The organism is Pseudomonas sp. RIT-PI-o, assembly GCF_001297215.1.
GTDB lineage: Bacteria > Pseudomonadota > Gammaproteobacteria > Pseudomonadales > Pseudomonadaceae > Aquipseudomonas > Aquipseudomonas moraviensis_A.
On the sequence record NZ_LHPA01000041.1, the window covers coordinates 328,800 to 342,436 of the forward strand.

Consider the following 13,637-nt stretch of genomic DNA (forward strand, 5'->3'; position numbering starts at 1 on the left):
GCGCGCAGACTCCGCGCGATCTCGCTCTCTCCACTCCCTTCATCGACCAAGGAATCTGCCATGGTGTCGACCTCTGCCCTTCCCGCTTCAAGACCACTGAACGGGTGGTTGTGTCTGGGCATTCCCGCAGCGGCGGCGATCATTCTCCTGTTGCTGGAACTGACCGATCTGGACATGGTTCTGGCGCGAATGTTCTACGACCCGGTCGCCGGTGATTTCATCGGGCGGCACAGCTATTTTCTCGAAGACATCCTGCATGACCGGGCGAAACAGGTGGTGATCGGCTTCTCGGTATTTGCCATCCTCGGTTTCATCGGCGCGTTTTTCATCGAACGGCTGAAACCGTTCAAGCGTGAATTGGGCTGTCTGGTGCTATCGCTGGGACTGGCCACTTCGTTCGTCACTCCGGTCAAAGCCGTTACCGCGGTGCAGTGCCCATGGAGTCTGGAGCAATTCGGCGGCCATGAAACCTACAGCAAACTGATGGAGCATCGTCCCGCCACCGACAAGCCCGGGCGTTGCTGGCCGGGTGGCCATGCAGCGACCGGGTTCACCTTGTTTGCGTTGTTCTTCGTGCTGCGCGACCGCCGTCCCCGGCTGGCACGGCTGGCGTTTGTATTTGCCTTCGCGCTGGGCTCGGTGTTCTCGATCAGCCGCATGATGCAGGGCGCGCACTTCTTTTCGCACAATGTATGGACGGCGATCTTCTGCTGGCTGATTTGTCTGGGGGCCTATTACTGGGTGCTTTATCGCCCGGCAGGCAAGACTTCGACGGTTTTGAATGCGCAGCCAATCAACGCCTGAAATACAAATCCAATGTAGGAGTGAGCCTGCTCGCGATAGCGATGTGTCATTCAAATAGCCAGTGACTGACATACCGCTATCGCGAGCAGGCTCACTCCTACAGGGGGCGGTGCAACTCTGGAATTCGGGCAATAAAAAACCCCGCTGACTTTCGCCAGCGGGGTTTTGCGTTACAGGGCCAGGGCTGGCTTACATCATGCCGCCCATGCCACCCATGCCGCCCATGTCTGGCATGCCGCCGCCCGCTGCACCTTCTTTCTTCGGTGCGTCAGCAACAGCTGCTTCCGTGGTCAGGATCAGACCGCCGATCGAAGCTGCGGCTTGCAGAGCCGAACGGGTTACCTTGGTTGGGTCCAGGATGCCCATTTCGATCATGTCGCCGTATTCGCCGGAAGCAGCGTTGTAACCGAAGTTACCTTTGCCGTTCTTCACTTCGTTGACGACTACGCTTGGCTCGTCACCGGAGTTGGCAGCGATCTGACGCAGCGGCGCTTCAACAGCGCGACGCAGCACAGCGATACCGACGTTCTGGTCAGCGTTGTCGCCGGTCAGCTCGGTCAGTGCTTCCAGAGCACGGATCAGCGCCACGCCACCGCCAGGTACCACGCCTTCTTCAACGGCTGCACGGGTTGCGTGCAGGGCGTCTTCAACGCGGGCTTTCTTCTCTTTCATTTCAACTTCGGAACCAGCGCCAACCTTGATCACTGCAACGCCGCCGGACAGCTTGGCCAGACGCTCTTGCAGTTTTTCACGGTCGTAGTCCGAGGACGTTTCGGCAACCTGGGCACGGATCTGAGCGATACGGCCTTCGATGTCTGCCTGTACGCCAGCACCGTCAACGATGATGGTGTTTTCCTTGGACAGGGTCACGCGCTTGGCGTTACCCAGGTGCTCCAGGGTGGTGCTTTCCAGGCTCAGACCGATCTCTTCGGAGATCACGGTACCGCCGGTCAGAACAGCGATGTCCTGCAGCATGGCCTTGCGACGGTCGCCGAAGCCCGGTGCCTTGACGGCAGCGACTTTGACGATGCCACGCATGTTGTTCACAACCAGAGTCGCCAGGGCTTCGCCTTCAACGTCTTCGGCCACGATCAGCAGTGGACGGCCGGCTTTGGCAACGGCTTCCAGCACTGGCAGCATTTCGCGGATGTTCGAGATCTTCTTGTCGACCAGCAGGATCAGCGGGCCGTCGAGCTCGGCAACCATGGTGTCCGGCTTGTTGACGAAGTATGGCGACAGGTAGCCACGGTCGAACTGCATGCCTTCTACAACCGACAGTTCGTTTTCCAGGCCCGAGCCTTCTTCAACGGTGATCACGCCTTCTTTACCGACTTTTTCCATGGCTTCGGCAATGATGTCGCCGATGGAGTTGTCGGAGTTGGCCGAGATGGTGCCGACCTGAGCGATGGCCTTGAAGTCAGCGCATGGCTTGGACAGGGCTTTGAGCTCTTTGACGATGGCGATGGTCGCCTTGTCGATGCCGCGCTTGAGGTCCATCGGGTTCATGCCGGCAGCGACGGCTTTCAGGCCTTCGTTGACGATCGACTGAGCCAGAACGGTAGCGGTGGTAGTACCGTCACCAGCGTCATCGTTGGCACGGGAGGCAACGTCTTTGACCAGCTGCGCGCCCATGTTTTCGAAACGATCTTCGAGTTCGATCTCTTTGGCGACGGAAACGCCGTCCTTGGTGATGGTCGGAGCGCCGAAGCTCTTCTCGAGGATCACGTTACGGCCTTTCGGGCCCAGGGTCGCTTTTACCGCGTCAGCCAGAACGTTGACGCCTTTGAGCATCTTGGAGCGGGCGGCATCGCCGAACTTAACTTCTTTAGCAGCCATGATCGATATTCCTTAAATACTTTGTAGTAACGGGAAAATGAACGGGAGTATCAGCCTTCGATAACCGCGAGAATTTCGTTCTCGCTCATTACCAGCAGGTCTTCGCCATCGACTTTCACAGTGTTGCTGCCGGAGTAGGGACCGAACACAACCTTGTCGCCTTCCTTCACGGACAGTGCACGCACTTCACCGTTTTCCAGAGCTTTGCCCGGGCCTACAGCGAGAATCACACCGTGGTTGGCTTTTTCAGCAGCCGAACCTGGCAGGACGATACCGCCAGCGGTTTTCTTTTCTTCTTCGCTGCGACGGATAACGACGCGGTCATGCAGAGGACGAAGCTTCATTGTCGATCTCTCCTAATTGTGGTTTTCATCGGCCGGTGTAGTCCCGGCGGGTTTAACAAATCCGGCCTGCGCCGGTCGCGATTCGTCGAGCGAACCGCGGAAGTCTGTCCGGTTCAAATACCGGAAACCTTTCGGTGACCGATACATAGGGGCGTACAAGCCGATTACAAGGGCTGGCGGAAAAAATTTTTCATCCAGACACGGTAAATAACAGCCATAAACGAGCACGGCACCCGCAGGTGCCGTGTCGATGCTGATGTCACTTGTTGTCGCGGTGTTCGAACTCGCCTTCGATCACATTCGGCTCTCGACCGAGCGGCTCGCGCGGGGCCGGGCCGCCACGGGGTTGCAGGTCGTCGGCGAAAGCGCGCTGGCGCATGGCCTGATCTTCGGCGCGCTGGCGCATCTTGTTCGCCAGCAGACGACGAGTGACCGGCAACAGCATCACCAGACCGACCACGTCACTGATGAAGCCGGGAATGATCAACAGGCCACCAGCCAGCGCCAGCATCAGGCCTTCGAGCATGGTCTGCGCGGGCAACTCGCCGCGATTCAGGCTTTCCCGGGCACGCAATGCGGTGGCCAGACCGGCGACGCGCAGCACGAACACACCGAACATCGAGCCGAGAATGATCAGCAGCAGGGCCGGGAAGAACCCGATAGAGCCTGCCACTTTGACGAATACGAACAGCTCCAGCACTGGAAACAGCAGAAAGAGCAACAGAAAAGGGCGCATCAAAGTTTCCTCAACGCAAGAAATGCCTTGCAGTAAGCCTTAGATGACGTCGCCCTTGCGTGAATTCAACCTTAAGAATCCGGTTTTTTTGGCCAGACCTCGGCGTGAGCCAATGAAACCAAGGCCTCGCGCACTTGTGTCGGCGTATTACATGGCGCCGCGAAGGGTAACCAGTACAGCGCCTGACCGATGCGCAGATGCATGCCTTCGCTGTCGATGCCGGCCAGTTGCGCCGGCTCGCTGTTCGGCAGCCCCGCCAGCGCGACGTAATGGGCGATGGCTTTGGCGTGGTCGCTGTTCATGTGCTCGACCATGCTGATTTCCGCCTTGCCGGCGAACGGGTTGGCCAGGACCAGATGGTCGACCCAGTGGATCGCGCCAAACCCGCCGATGTAGCGATGGCGCACCGGATCGAGCACCCAGAAATCGAAATCATGAGCCTGGTGATAATTCTGCGAGTCTGGGAAATAGCGGTAATAACGTTCGGCGGCGGCCTCGATGGCTGCCGGGTCTTCGAGCTTCCGCGCTTGCGCCAGATAGGTCAGACGCCCGACCGCCTGCACATCGTCGGCCTCGCGCTCGCCCACCAGCATCGAGCACTTCGGATCCTTCTGCAGGTTGTGGGTGTGCTGGGCGATGCGGCTGATCAGAATCAGCGGCCGGCCCTGCTCGTCCAGGCAATACGGCACAACCGAGCCGAAGGGAAAACCCGGCATCGATCTGGAATGGGTCGACAGCACTCCACGGTATTCCTTGAGAAGCAATTCTCGGGCATTCTTCGCCACTTCAGCGCTCAATTTGTGACTCCTTAAATGGGTTCCGTCTAGAAAACGGACAGGCGCGCAGTGAAAAGTAACCGGCGCGCATCGGGCAAATGTTCTAGTGCAACCAGGCCCGGACCGGTGCCGATCGAGCGTTGCCGACAACAAAAACAACTCAGACCTGCCAGCGGGACATGCGAATGCAACTCAACGACAAAGTAATCATTATCACCGGCGGTTGCCAGGGTTTGGGCCGCTCCATGGCCGAGTATTTCGCCGGCAAGGGAGCGAAACTGGCCCTGGTCGATCTGAATCAGGAAAAACTCGACGACGCCGTGGCCGCCTGCAAAGCCCAGGGTGTCGACGCGCGCAGCTACCTGTGCAACGTCGCCAATGAAGAACAGGTCGAGCACATGGTCGCGCAAGTGGCCGAAGACTTCGGCGCCATCCACGGCTTGATCAACAACGCCGGGATCCTGCGCGATGGTCTGCTGCTGAAGGTCAAGGACGGCGAGATGAGCAAGATGAGCCTCGCCCAGTGGCAGGCGGTGATCGACGTCAACCTGACCGGCGTGTTCCTCTGCACCCGTGAAGTCGCGGCGAAAATGGTCGAGCTGAAGAACAGCGGCGCGATCATCAATATTTCGTCGATCTCCCGCGCGGGTAACGTCGGCCAGACCAACTACTCGGCAGCCAAGGCTGGCGTAGCGGCGGCGACCGTGACCTGGGCAAAAGAGCTGGCGCGTTACGGCATTCGCGTCGCGGGCATTGCGCCGGGCTTCATCGAAACCGAGATGACCCTGGGCATGAAGCCGGAAGCGCTGGAGAAGATGACCTCGGGTATTCCGCTCAAGCGCATGGGCAAGCCGGAAGAGATCGCCCATTCGGCGGCGTATATCTTCGAGAACGACTATTACACCGGGCGGATTCTGGAGATGGATGGCGGGTTGCGTATCTAAGTCCCACCACAAAACCACTGTAGGAGTGAGCCTGCTCGCGATAGCGGATTAACATTCAACAGATGCGTTGAATGAACGACCGCAATCGCGAGCAGGCTCACTCCTACAGGGTTATCGGTGTTGCGAATTGATCAATCGTCGCTGATGGTGATGTTCGGCATCGCCGGCGTAACGGCTTCCTGCAACACAATGCGCGCGCCGACGTGGCGGGCCAGTTCCTGATAGACCATGGCGATCTGGCTGTCCGGCTCGGCGATCACGGTTGGCTTGCCGCCGTCGGCCTGTTCGCGGATCAGCATCGACAGCGGCAGCGAGGCCAGCAGTTCGACGCCGTACTGGGTGGCCAGTTTCTCACCGCCACCTTCACCGAACAGATGCTCGGCATGCCCGCAGTTCGAGCAGATGTGCACGGCCATGTTTTCCACCACGCCCAGCACCGGAATGTTGACCTTGCGGAACATTTCCACGCCTTTGCGTGCATCGAGCAGCGCCAGATCCTGCGGCGTGGTGACGATCACCGCGCCCGCCACCGGGACTTTCTGCGCCAGGGTCAGCTGGATGTCGCCGGTGCCTGGTGGCATGTCGATGACCAGGTAATCCAGATCGCCCCACGCGGTTTGCGTGACCAGTTGCAGCAGCGCCCCGGAAACCATCGGCCCGCGCCAGACCATCGGCGTGTTGTCGTCGGTCAGGAATGCCATCGACATGACTTCCACACCGTGGGCCTTGAGCGGCACGAACCACTTCTGATCCTTGATTTCCGGGCGGGTGCGCTCGGGGATGCCGAACATGATGCCCTGGCTCGGGCCGTAGATATCGGCGTCGAGGATGCCGACCTTGGCGCCTTCGCGGGCCAGTGCCAGTGCGAGGTTGGCGGCAGTGGTGGATTTGCCCACGCCGCCCTTGCCGGAAGCGACGGCGACGACGTTCTTGACGTTGGCCAGCCCCGGAATCTGCGCCTGGGCCTTGTGCGCGGCGATCACGCTGGTGACCTCGACTTTCGCTGCCGTGACGCCGTCGAGATTTTCGATTGCCAGTTGCAGCATCTGCGCCCAACCGCTCTTGAACAGCCCCGCGGCATAGCCGATTTCCATCTGCACATTGACGCGGTCACCGATGATCTCGATGTTTTTCACGCAACCGGCGCTGAGCGGGTCCTGGTTCAGGTAAGGGTCGGTGTATTGGCTGAGGACGGCTTCCACCGCTGCGCGAGTGACGGCGCTCATGGGCAACTCCGATAACAAGACTGGAAAGGATGGCGGCTATCCTACCCCTTCTGCCCTCCAGACGGCATGCCCGGCAACCATTTGCAGGGGTGAAATATCTTTGCCGGCGCTTTATAGTGGCCGACCTCCGTTTCATCAAGTAGCGAAGCCCCATGTCCGAGCCACGCAAGATCCTCGTCACCAGCGCCCTGCCCTACGCCAACGGTTCGATCCACCTTGGCCACATGCTGGAATACATCCAGACCGATATGTGGGTGCGCTTCCAGAAGCATCGCGGCAACCAATGCATCTATGTCTGCGCCGACGACGCCCACGGTTCGGCGATCATGCTGCGCGCGGAAAAGGAAGGCATCACCCCGGAACAACTGATCGCCAACGTGCAGGCTGAACACAGCGCCGACTTTGCCGATTTCCTGGTTGATTTCGACAACTTCCACTCCACTCACGCCGAAGAAAACCGTGAGCTGTCGAGCCAGATCTACCTCAAGCTGCGTGACGCCGGGCACATCGCCCAGCGCTCGATCACCCAGTATTTCGACCCGGAAAAGAAAATGTTCCTGGCCGACCGCTTCATCAAGGGCACCTGCCCGAAATGCGGCACCGAAGACCAGTACGGCGACAACTGCGAAAAATGCGGCGCGACCTACGCTCCGACCGACCTGAAAGATCCGAAGTCGGCGATCTCCGGCGCCACCCCGGTGCTCAAGGATTCCCAGCACTTCTTCTTCAAGCTGCCGGATTTCCAGGACATGCTCCAGGCCTGGACCCGTAGCGGCACCCTGCAGGACGCCGTGGCCAACAAAATCGCCGAATGGCTGGACGCCGGCCTGCAACAGTGGGACATCTCCCGCGATGCGCCGTACTTCGGTTTCGAGATTCCGGGCGAACCGGGCAAGTATTTCTACGTCTGGCTGGATGCGCCGATCGGCTACATGGCGAGTTTCAAGAACCTCTGCGACCGTAAGCCTGCGCTTGACTTCGACGCGTTCTGGGGCAAGAACTCGACCGCCGAGCTGTATCACTTCATCGGCAAGGACATCGTCAACTTCCACGCGCTGTTCTGGCCAGCCATGCTTGAAGGCGCCGGCTACCGCAAGCCGACCGGCATCAACGTGCACGGCTACCTGACCGTCAACGGCCAGAAAATGTCGAAGTCGCGCGGCACCTTCATCAAGGCCCGCACCTATCTCGATCACCTGTCGCCGGAATACCTGCGCTATTACTACGCAGCCAAACTGGGCCGTGGCGTCGATGACCTCGACCTGAACCTCGAAGACTTCGTGCAGAAGGTCAACTCCGACCTGGTCGGCAAAGTGGTCAACATCGCCAGCCGTTGCGCCGGTTTCATTCACAAGGGCAACGCTGGCCTGCTGGTCGACAACAATGCCGCGCCGGAACTGACCGAGGCCTTCCTCGCCGCTGCGCCGAGCATTGCCGACGCCTATGAAGCCCGCGACTTCGCCCGTGCCATGCGTGAAACCATGGCCCTGGCCGACCGCGCCAACGCGTGGATCGCCGACAAGGCACCGTGGTCGCTGAACAAGCAGGAAGGCAAGCAGGATGAAGTCCAGGCAATCTGCGCCACCGGCATCAACCTGTTCCGCCAGTTGGTGATCTTCCTCAAACCGGTGCTGCCGCTGCTGGCCGCCGATGCCGAGGCGTTCCTCAACGTCGCGCCGCTGACCTGGACCGACCACCCCACCCTGCTGGCCAACCATCAGTTGAACGAATTCAAACCGTTGATGACCCGCATCGACCCGGTAAAAGTGCAAGCCATGACCGACGCCTCGAAAGAAGACCTGACCGCCAGCCAGACCGACACCGGCGAAGCCAAGCCTGCGGGCAACGGCGAGCTGGCCAAGGATCCGCTGTCGCCGGAAATCGATTTCGACGCGTTCGCCGCCATCGACCTGCGCGTGGCGCTGATCGTCAAGGCCGAACACGTGGAGGGCGCCGACAAACTGCTGCGCCTGACCCTCGATATCGGTGACGAGCAACGCAATGTGTTCTCCGGGATCAAGAGCGCTTACCCGGATCCATCCAAACTCGACGGTCGCCTGACCATGATGATCGCCAACCTCAAGCCACGGAAAATGAAATTCGGTATTTCCGAGGGCATGGTGATGGCTGCAGGTCCCGGCGGTGAAGAGATCTACCTGCTGAGTCCGGACAGCGGCGCCAAGCCGGGTCAGCGCATCAAGTAAGACGTTGCCGTAAAACGATCCCACCGACGTGCCCCGCATGCCGGTGGGATTTTTCATATCTGGCCGGATAGTGCCTAACCTTAAGGATACCCGCCCGTTTCGCTGGCAGAACCATGACCGAACTCGTGTTAACGCTGATCAGTGCTGCGCTGCTCAACAACTTCGTGTTGCACTGGCCGCTGGGCGTCGCTCCGCTGCTGGCGGGTAGCCGACGGCAAGTCCATGCGCTGGGGTTGGCGACGTTGTGCCTGATGATGATCGTCGGCGTCATCGGTCAGGCGATCTGGCAGTGGATGCTGGTGCCACTGAAGCTTGAAGCGCTGCGTCTGTTCGTGTTCCTGCCGCTGAGTGTGTTGTTGATCGCGCCGCTGCTGAAACTGCTGGCGCGCGGCCTGCCCGATTGGCCGTTCGCTGGATTGTGGCCGCTGCTGCTCGGCAATGCCGGGGTACTCGGGCTGGCCTTGATCAATGCGCAAAACGATCATGGCCTGCTGCACGCGACAGCTTTGAGTTTGGGTGCAGGGCTGGGTTTCTGGCTGGTGCTGAGCGTGTTCTGCGACCTGCGTGAACGCACGGCCGCCAACGATATTCCCCTGCCCTTTCGCGGCCTGCCGATCGAGCTGATCAGCGCCGGACTGATCGCAGTGATTTTTCTCGGATTCAGTGGATTGATCAAAACATGAGTCTGATTCAACGCATCGATGCCCTGCTGCCGCAGACCCAATGCGGCAAGTGCGGCCATCCCGGATGCAAACCCTATGCGCAAGGCATCGTTGATGGCGAGCCGATCAACAAATGCCCGCCGGGCGGCGAGGAAACCATCGCTGCCCTCGCCGAGCTGTTGAAAATACCGGTGCTGGAACTGGACATCAGCCGGGGCCCGGCACCGCCGCAGGTGGCGTTCATCCGCGAGGCCGAATGCATCGGCTGCACCAAGTGCATTCAGGCCTGCCCGGTCGATGCCATCGTCGGCGCGGCAAAACTGATGCACACGGTGTTGATCGACGAATGCACCGGTTGTGACCTGTGCGTCGCGCCATGCCCGGTCGATTGCATCGAGATGCATCCTCTGCCTGCGAACACGATCCCGGTGGTTGGCGGTCTCGCATTCGATCTTGATGAACAGCGCGCCCGCGCTGAAAAGCGTGACCATGCGCGCCAGCGTTTCGAGCGCCGCAACCAGCGCCTGCTGCGTGAAGAACAGCAAAAACAGGCCGAACGTGAGGCGCGAGCCCAGCGTGCGGCACAGCCGCAAGTTTCCACCGCCGACCCGGTGCAGGCCGCCCTTGACCGGGTGCGTGCGCAAAAAGCGGCGAACGCAGATGCGGCACTGAAGAAGGCCAAGGTCGATGTGGCGATGAGTCGTGCGCAACTGCACAAATCCCTGAAAGCCTTTGGTCATCCGCCGACGTTCGAGCAGCAGGCGCAATTGATCGTGCTGCAGCAACAATTCGAAGTCGCCGAGCAAGCACTGGCGAAGCTGGAAAGCAGTCAACCGGCTATTCCCGCCATCCCTGCCCCGAGCAACGACGCAGAGTTGAAGCGAGCGAAGATTCAGTTGGCCATGCGCCGCGCCGAATTGAAAAAGGCCCAGGCCGCGGAGGCTGCGCCGGAGCAGATCGCCGCGCTGGAACACGCCGTGACCGATGCCGAGCGCCGGGTGCAAGACCATGCCGCCCCTTGAGGCAGCGGACGCTCGCCTGCAACAGGCGATGAATAGCGTGCTGCTCGCAGCTCTGCCGGGGCTGCTTGCTTTGTTCTGGCTGTATGGCTGGGGCGTGTTGATCAACCTGCTGCTGGCGGTCGTCAGCGCTTTGCTCGTCGAGGCTGGCGTTGCCCGTCTGCGTCGGCAAGCGCTGCAACCTGCGTTGCTCGATGGCAGTGCGCTGGTCAGCGCGATGTTGCTGGCCGTTGCGCTGCCCGCTTATTGCCCTTGGTGGCTGACGGTCATCGCAACCGCCTCGGGTTTGTTGTTCGGCAAGCACCTGTATGGCGGCGTCGGCAAGAACCCGTTCAACCCGGCCATGCTTGGCTTTGCCTTGAGCATCGCGCTGTTCCCGCAAGCGATGACGCACTGGCCGGGTCATGGCCTTGATTTCCTTTCAGCGCTGCAACAGGTTTTCAGTCCGGCACCAGCGCCGGACGCCTGGGTGCAGGCCACGGCACTGGACAGCTTGCGCATCAATAAAAGCCTGACCATGGATGAGCTGTTCGCCGGCAATCCGGCCTTCGGCCGTTTTGGCGGGCGCGGTGTGGAGTGGGTGAATCTGGCGTTCCTGCTCGGAGGCCTGTTCCTGTTGCAGCGGCGGGTCTTTTCCTGGCACGCGCCGGTGGGCATGCTTGCCAGTCTGTTCGTCATCAGTCTGTTGTGCTGGAACGGCTCGGGGTCGGATTCCCATGGCTCGCCGCTGTTTCACCTGCTCAGCGGCGCCACGATGCTCGGTGCATTCTTTATCGTCACCGAACCGGTCTCCGGTGCAAAAAGCCCCCTCGCCCGCCTGTTGTTCGGCATCGGCGTCGGCCTGCTGACTTATCTGATTCGCACGTGGGGTGGTTACCCCGACGGCGTCGCGTTCGCGGTATTGCTGATGAATCTTCTGGTACCGGCACTGGAGCGCTTCGCCGCCAGGCGTCAGCCGCCGGTGAGCGCATGAACCGCTCGGCCAGTGTCGTGACGGTTGTGCTGCTCGCACTCGGCGGCGTCAGCGCGACGTACCTGCTGCAACGCAGCAGCGCGCCGCAGATCAGCGCCGAGCAACGCTTGCGCGCCAGCCGCAAACTGCTCGATGTGCTCCCTGCCGGGTATTACGACAATCAACCGCTGGAACGGCCGCTAGCCCTCGGCAAGGTGACGTTGCGCCATAGCATTTTGTCGGGCGGCTATCGGGCGATGCGATCCGGGCAAACGGTAGCCGTGCTGTTGCGCAGTCGCAGTGAGGGTTACGCAGGCACGCTCGAACTGCTGATCGCCATCGATGCCAACGGCAGACTCCTTGGTGTGAAAACCCTGGAGCAGCGCGAAACGCCGGGATTGGGTGGCTACCTTGGTGAATGGCCGAATGCCTGGCTGCAGCGTTTCACCGGTAAATCTCGCAATGAACCGACAGACCCCGGTTGGGCGCTGAAAAAGGATCAAGGGCAATTCGATCAGATCGCCGGCGCGACCATCACCTCCCGTGCCACCCTCCATGCAATTCATGACGCACTGCGTTATTTCGATGAGCATCGGGAGCGGCTGTTGGGGGCTGGCCCATGAAACACACGGTGAGTTTATTGATGCTGGTGCCGCTCCTGGGTGCCACACCCACGTTGGACGCGGCGCTGGGGATGACCATGATGCTCGGCGCTGTACTCGGCGTTTTTGCTGTCTGCATGTCGCCGTTGCGCAAACGTGTGAAGGGCATGAGCGCGTTGCTGATCAGCCTGATCGTCGCCGCGACATTGACCAGTTGCGCGGATCTCGCCGCGCAACGCTGGTTTTTGCCATGGCAGCAGAAGTCCGAGCTCTATATAGGGTTGATCGCCTTGTACTGCGTCGTGCTTGAGTACCACGGCTTCTTCGGCGAGCCCGTCGCTGCCCGCGTCAAACGCTGCGCTTTGTTCGGCGCGCTCATGCTGTTGTTCGGCGGGCTGCGGGAGATTATCGGTCACGGCACCCTTGGCCGAGGGCTGGCGGCACATTGGCAAGGTCTGGTTTTATTTCCCGAAGGGCTGCATCTGATTACGCTGGTTCCCGGCGCTTTTGTTTTACTCGGTCTGCTTCTCGCCATTCGTCAGGCGTGGAGACGCCGCAACTCTGTCACCAAGGAAACGCATCGCCCATGAATGCTGCAAAACGTCTTGAGATATTTCGCCGACTGCACGAAGACAATCCCGAGCCGAAAACCGAACTGGCCTATTCTTCGCCCTTCGAGTTACTGATTGCGGTAATTCTTTCGGCGCAGTCTACCGATGTGGGGGTCAACAAGGCCACTGCCAAACTCTTCCCCGTCGCCAACACACCCGCCGCGATTCACGCACTGGGCGTCGAGGGGTTGTCGGAATACATCAAGACGATCGGCCTCTACAACAGCAAGGCGAAAAACGTCATCGAAACCTGTCGCCTGCTGGTAGAGCGCCATGGCGGTGATGTCCCGCAGACTCGCGAGGAACTGGAAGCCTTGCCGGGCGTCGGGCGCAAGACTGCCAACGTGGTACTCAACACGGCTTTCCGTCAACTGACCATGGCGGTCGACACGCACATTTTCCGCGTCAGCAACCGCACCGGCATCGCGCCGGGGAAAAACGTGGTGGAAGTTGAAATGAAGTTGATGAAGTTTGTACCGAAAGAATTCCTGCTCGACTCGCACCATTGGTTGATTCTGCACGGCCGTTATGTGTGCCTGGCTCGCAAACCGCGCTGCGGCAGCTGCCGCATCGAAGATCTGTGCGAATACAAACACAAAACTTCCGACGATTGATCCCCCATCAGTTTTTTGCATCCATCGATTGAAAAAATCTTTTTTACCCGCCGCAGTAATGTCGATATAAGGAGCGCCAAAGGCAGTCTTAGCCGGGAGTTGACTTCATGAGTACCGACACAGAGCAACTGGATGTAGAAGAGCTTATTTCCACCGATACCGATGAGGTCGAACCGGTGGTTGAAGTGGCCAAGACCAACCTCAGCAAGCGTCGCACAATCGACAACCTGCTTGAGGAGCGCCGATTGCAAAGGCAATTGGCCGACTACGATTTTGATTTCTGATATCTGAAGGCCTCCCTTGACGG

At 60.0% G+C, this 13,637-nt stretch carries 15 protein-coding genes; 10 read left to right on the plus strand and 5 right to left on the minus strand.

The annotated features are described in order from the left end of the window. Positions 1–60 precede the first annotated feature (60 nt). Entirely contained in the window at positions 61–804 is a 744-nt protein-coding gene (locus AEQ63_RS23720; RefSeq protein WP_064365077.1) for a phosphatase PAP2 family protein, read from the plus strand. Between the two features lie 189 nt (positions 805–993). On the opposite strand, the gene groL is transcribed toward AEQ63_RS23720, so the two are convergent. From groL to AEQ63_RS23740, 4 genes are all read right to left on the minus strand, one after another. Beyond that, positions 994–2,640, minus strand: coding sequence for a chaperonin GroEL (groL, locus tag AEQ63_RS23725; protein ID WP_064365078.1), 1,647 nt, complete (start codon positions 2,638–2,640; stop codon positions 994–996). A 50-nt stretch (positions 2,641–2,690) separates the two neighbouring features. After that, positions 2,691–2,984 (minus strand): co-chaperone GroES, encoded by a 294-nt coding sequence (locus tag AEQ63_RS23730; RefSeq protein WP_007916610.1) that lies wholly within the window; start codon positions 2,982–2,984, stop codon positions 2,691–2,693. 259 nt (positions 2,985–3,243) lie between these two features. After that, positions 3,244–3,720: an FxsA family protein gene (locus tag AEQ63_RS23735; RefSeq protein ID WP_016773418.1), complete on the minus strand. Its 477-nt coding sequence runs from the start codon at positions 3,718–3,720 to the stop codon at positions 3,244–3,246. A 71-nt stretch (positions 3,721–3,791) separates the two neighbouring features. Continuing rightward, positions 3,792–4,517 carry a HugZ family pyridoxamine 5'-phosphate oxidase gene (locus AEQ63_RS23740; RefSeq protein WP_064365079.1) on the minus strand — a complete coding sequence of 242 codons (726 nt, stop codon included), beginning with the start codon at positions 4,515–4,517 and terminating at the stop codon, positions 3,792–3,794. A 164-nt stretch (positions 4,518–4,681) separates the two neighbouring features. Here AEQ63_RS23740 and AEQ63_RS23745 point away from each other — a divergent pair, with 164 nt between their 5' ends. Then, positions 4,682–5,440 carry an SDR family oxidoreductase gene (locus AEQ63_RS23745; protein ID WP_064365080.1) on the plus strand — a complete coding sequence of 253 codons (759 nt, stop codon included), beginning with the start codon at positions 4,682–4,684 and terminating at the stop codon, positions 5,438–5,440. 131 nt (positions 5,441–5,571) lie between these two features. Here AEQ63_RS23745 and apbC read toward each other — a convergent pair whose 3' ends face one another. Next, positions 5,572–6,666: an iron-sulfur cluster carrier protein ApbC gene (gene apbC, locus AEQ63_RS23750; RefSeq protein ID WP_064365081.1), complete on the minus strand. Its 1,095-nt coding sequence runs from the start codon at positions 6,664–6,666 to the stop codon at positions 5,572–5,574. A 152-nt stretch (positions 6,667–6,818) separates the two neighbouring features. Between apbC and metG the strand changes: the two genes are divergently transcribed. The 8 genes from metG to AEQ63_RS28835 all read left to right on the plus strand — a co-directional run bounded on the left by metG (position 6,819) and on the right by AEQ63_RS28835 (position 13,614). Continuing rightward, entirely contained in the window at positions 6,819–8,870 is a 2,052-nt protein-coding gene (gene metG, locus AEQ63_RS23755) for a methionine--tRNA ligase (protein WP_064365082.1), read from the plus strand. Positions 8,871–8,983: 113 nt separating this feature from the next. After that, positions 8,984–9,553: an Rnf-Nqr domain containing protein gene (locus AEQ63_RS23760; RefSeq protein WP_064365083.1), complete on the plus strand. Its 570-nt coding sequence runs from the start codon at positions 8,984–8,986 to the stop codon at positions 9,551–9,553. Continuing rightward, positions 9,550–10,554, plus strand: coding sequence for an electron transport complex subunit RsxB (gene rsxB, locus AEQ63_RS23765; RefSeq protein WP_064365084.1), 1,005 nt, complete (start codon positions 9,550–9,552; stop codon positions 10,552–10,554). Before AEQ63_RS23760 ends, rsxB begins: the two co-directional genes overlap by 4 nt. Continuing rightward, a complete protein-coding gene (locus tag AEQ63_RS23770) occupies positions 10,541–11,524 on the plus strand; it encodes an RnfABCDGE type electron transport complex subunit D (RefSeq protein WP_064365106.1) in 984 nt (327 codons plus the stop codon). Before rsxB ends, AEQ63_RS23770 begins: the two co-directional genes overlap by 14 nt. Further along, positions 11,521–12,126 (plus strand): RnfABCDGE type electron transport complex subunit G, encoded by a 606-nt coding sequence (locus AEQ63_RS23775; RefSeq protein ID WP_064365085.1) that lies wholly within the window; start codon positions 11,521–11,523, stop codon positions 12,124–12,126. The genes AEQ63_RS23770 and AEQ63_RS23775 overlap by 4 nt, the downstream gene beginning before the upstream one ends. Beyond that, positions 12,123–12,695, plus strand: coding sequence for an Rnf-Nqr domain containing protein (locus AEQ63_RS23780; protein WP_064365086.1), 573 nt, complete (start codon positions 12,123–12,125; stop codon positions 12,693–12,695). Before AEQ63_RS23775 ends, AEQ63_RS23780 begins: the two co-directional genes overlap by 4 nt. Continuing rightward, positions 12,692–13,330: an endonuclease III gene (gene nth / locus AEQ63_RS23785; protein ID WP_064365087.1), complete on the plus strand. Its 639-nt coding sequence runs from the start codon at positions 12,692–12,694 to the stop codon at positions 13,328–13,330. Before AEQ63_RS23780 ends, nth begins: the two co-directional genes overlap by 4 nt. A gap of 107 nt (positions 13,331–13,437) precedes the next feature. After that, positions 13,438–13,614, plus strand: a complete 177-nt coding sequence (locus AEQ63_RS28835; protein WP_042607363.1) for a PA3496 family putative envelope integrity protein — start codon at positions 13,438–13,440, stop codon at positions 13,612–13,614. The last annotated feature ends 23 nt before the right edge of the window (positions 13,615–13,637 follow it).

Bases quoted from the DNA above. Each gene is read 5' to 3' on its own strand.
- AEQ63_RS23720 (WP_064365077.1), top strand. From the start codon at position 61: ATGGTGTCGACCTCTGCCCTTCCCGCTTCAAGACCACTGAACGGGTGG.
- AEQ63_RS23730 (WP_007916610.1), bottom strand. From the start codon at position 2,984: ATGAAGCTTCGTCCTCTGCATGACCGCGTCGTTATCCGTCGCAGCGAA.
- apbC (WP_064365081.1), bottom strand. From the start codon at position 6,666: ATGAGCGCCGTCACTCGCGCAGCGGTGGAAGCCGTCCTCAGCCAATAC.
- AEQ63_RS23760 (WP_064365083.1), top strand. From the start codon at position 8,984: ATGACCGAACTCGTGTTAACGCTGATCAGTGCTGCGCTGCTCAACAAC.
- AEQ63_RS28835 (WP_042607363.1), top strand. From the start codon at position 13,438: ATGAGTACCGACACAGAGCAACTGGATGTAGAAGAGCTTATTTCCACC.
- AEQ63_RS23775 (WP_064365085.1), top strand. From the start codon at position 11,521: ATGAACCGCTCGGCCAGTGTCGTGACGGTTGTGCTGCTCGCACTCGGC.
- AEQ63_RS23780 (WP_064365086.1), top strand. From the start codon at position 12,123: ATGAAACACACGGTGAGTTTATTGATGCTGGTGCCGCTCCTGGGTGCC.
- AEQ63_RS23745 (WP_064365080.1), top strand. From the start codon at position 4,682: ATGCAACTCAACGACAAAGTAATCATTATCACCGGCGGTTGCCAGGGT.
- AEQ63_RS23770 (WP_064365106.1), top strand. From the start codon at position 10,541: ATGCCGCCCCTTGAGGCAGCGGACGCTCGCCTGCAACAGGCGATGAAT.
- metG (WP_064365082.1), top strand. From the start codon at position 6,819: ATGTCCGAGCCACGCAAGATCCTCGTCACCAGCGCCCTGCCCTACGCC.
- groL (WP_064365078.1), bottom strand. From the start codon at position 2,640: ATGGCTGCTAAAGAAGTTAAGTTCGGCGATGCCGCCCGCTCCAAGATG.
- rsxB (WP_064365084.1), top strand. From the start codon at position 9,550: ATGAGTCTGATTCAACGCATCGATGCCCTGCTGCCGCAGACCCAATGC.
- AEQ63_RS23735 (WP_016773418.1), bottom strand. From the start codon at position 3,720: ATGCGCCCTTTTCTGTTGCTCTTTCTGCTGTTTCCAGTGCTGGAGCTG.
- nth (WP_064365087.1), top strand. From the start codon at position 12,692: ATGAATGCTGCAAAACGTCTTGAGATATTTCGCCGACTGCACGAAGAC.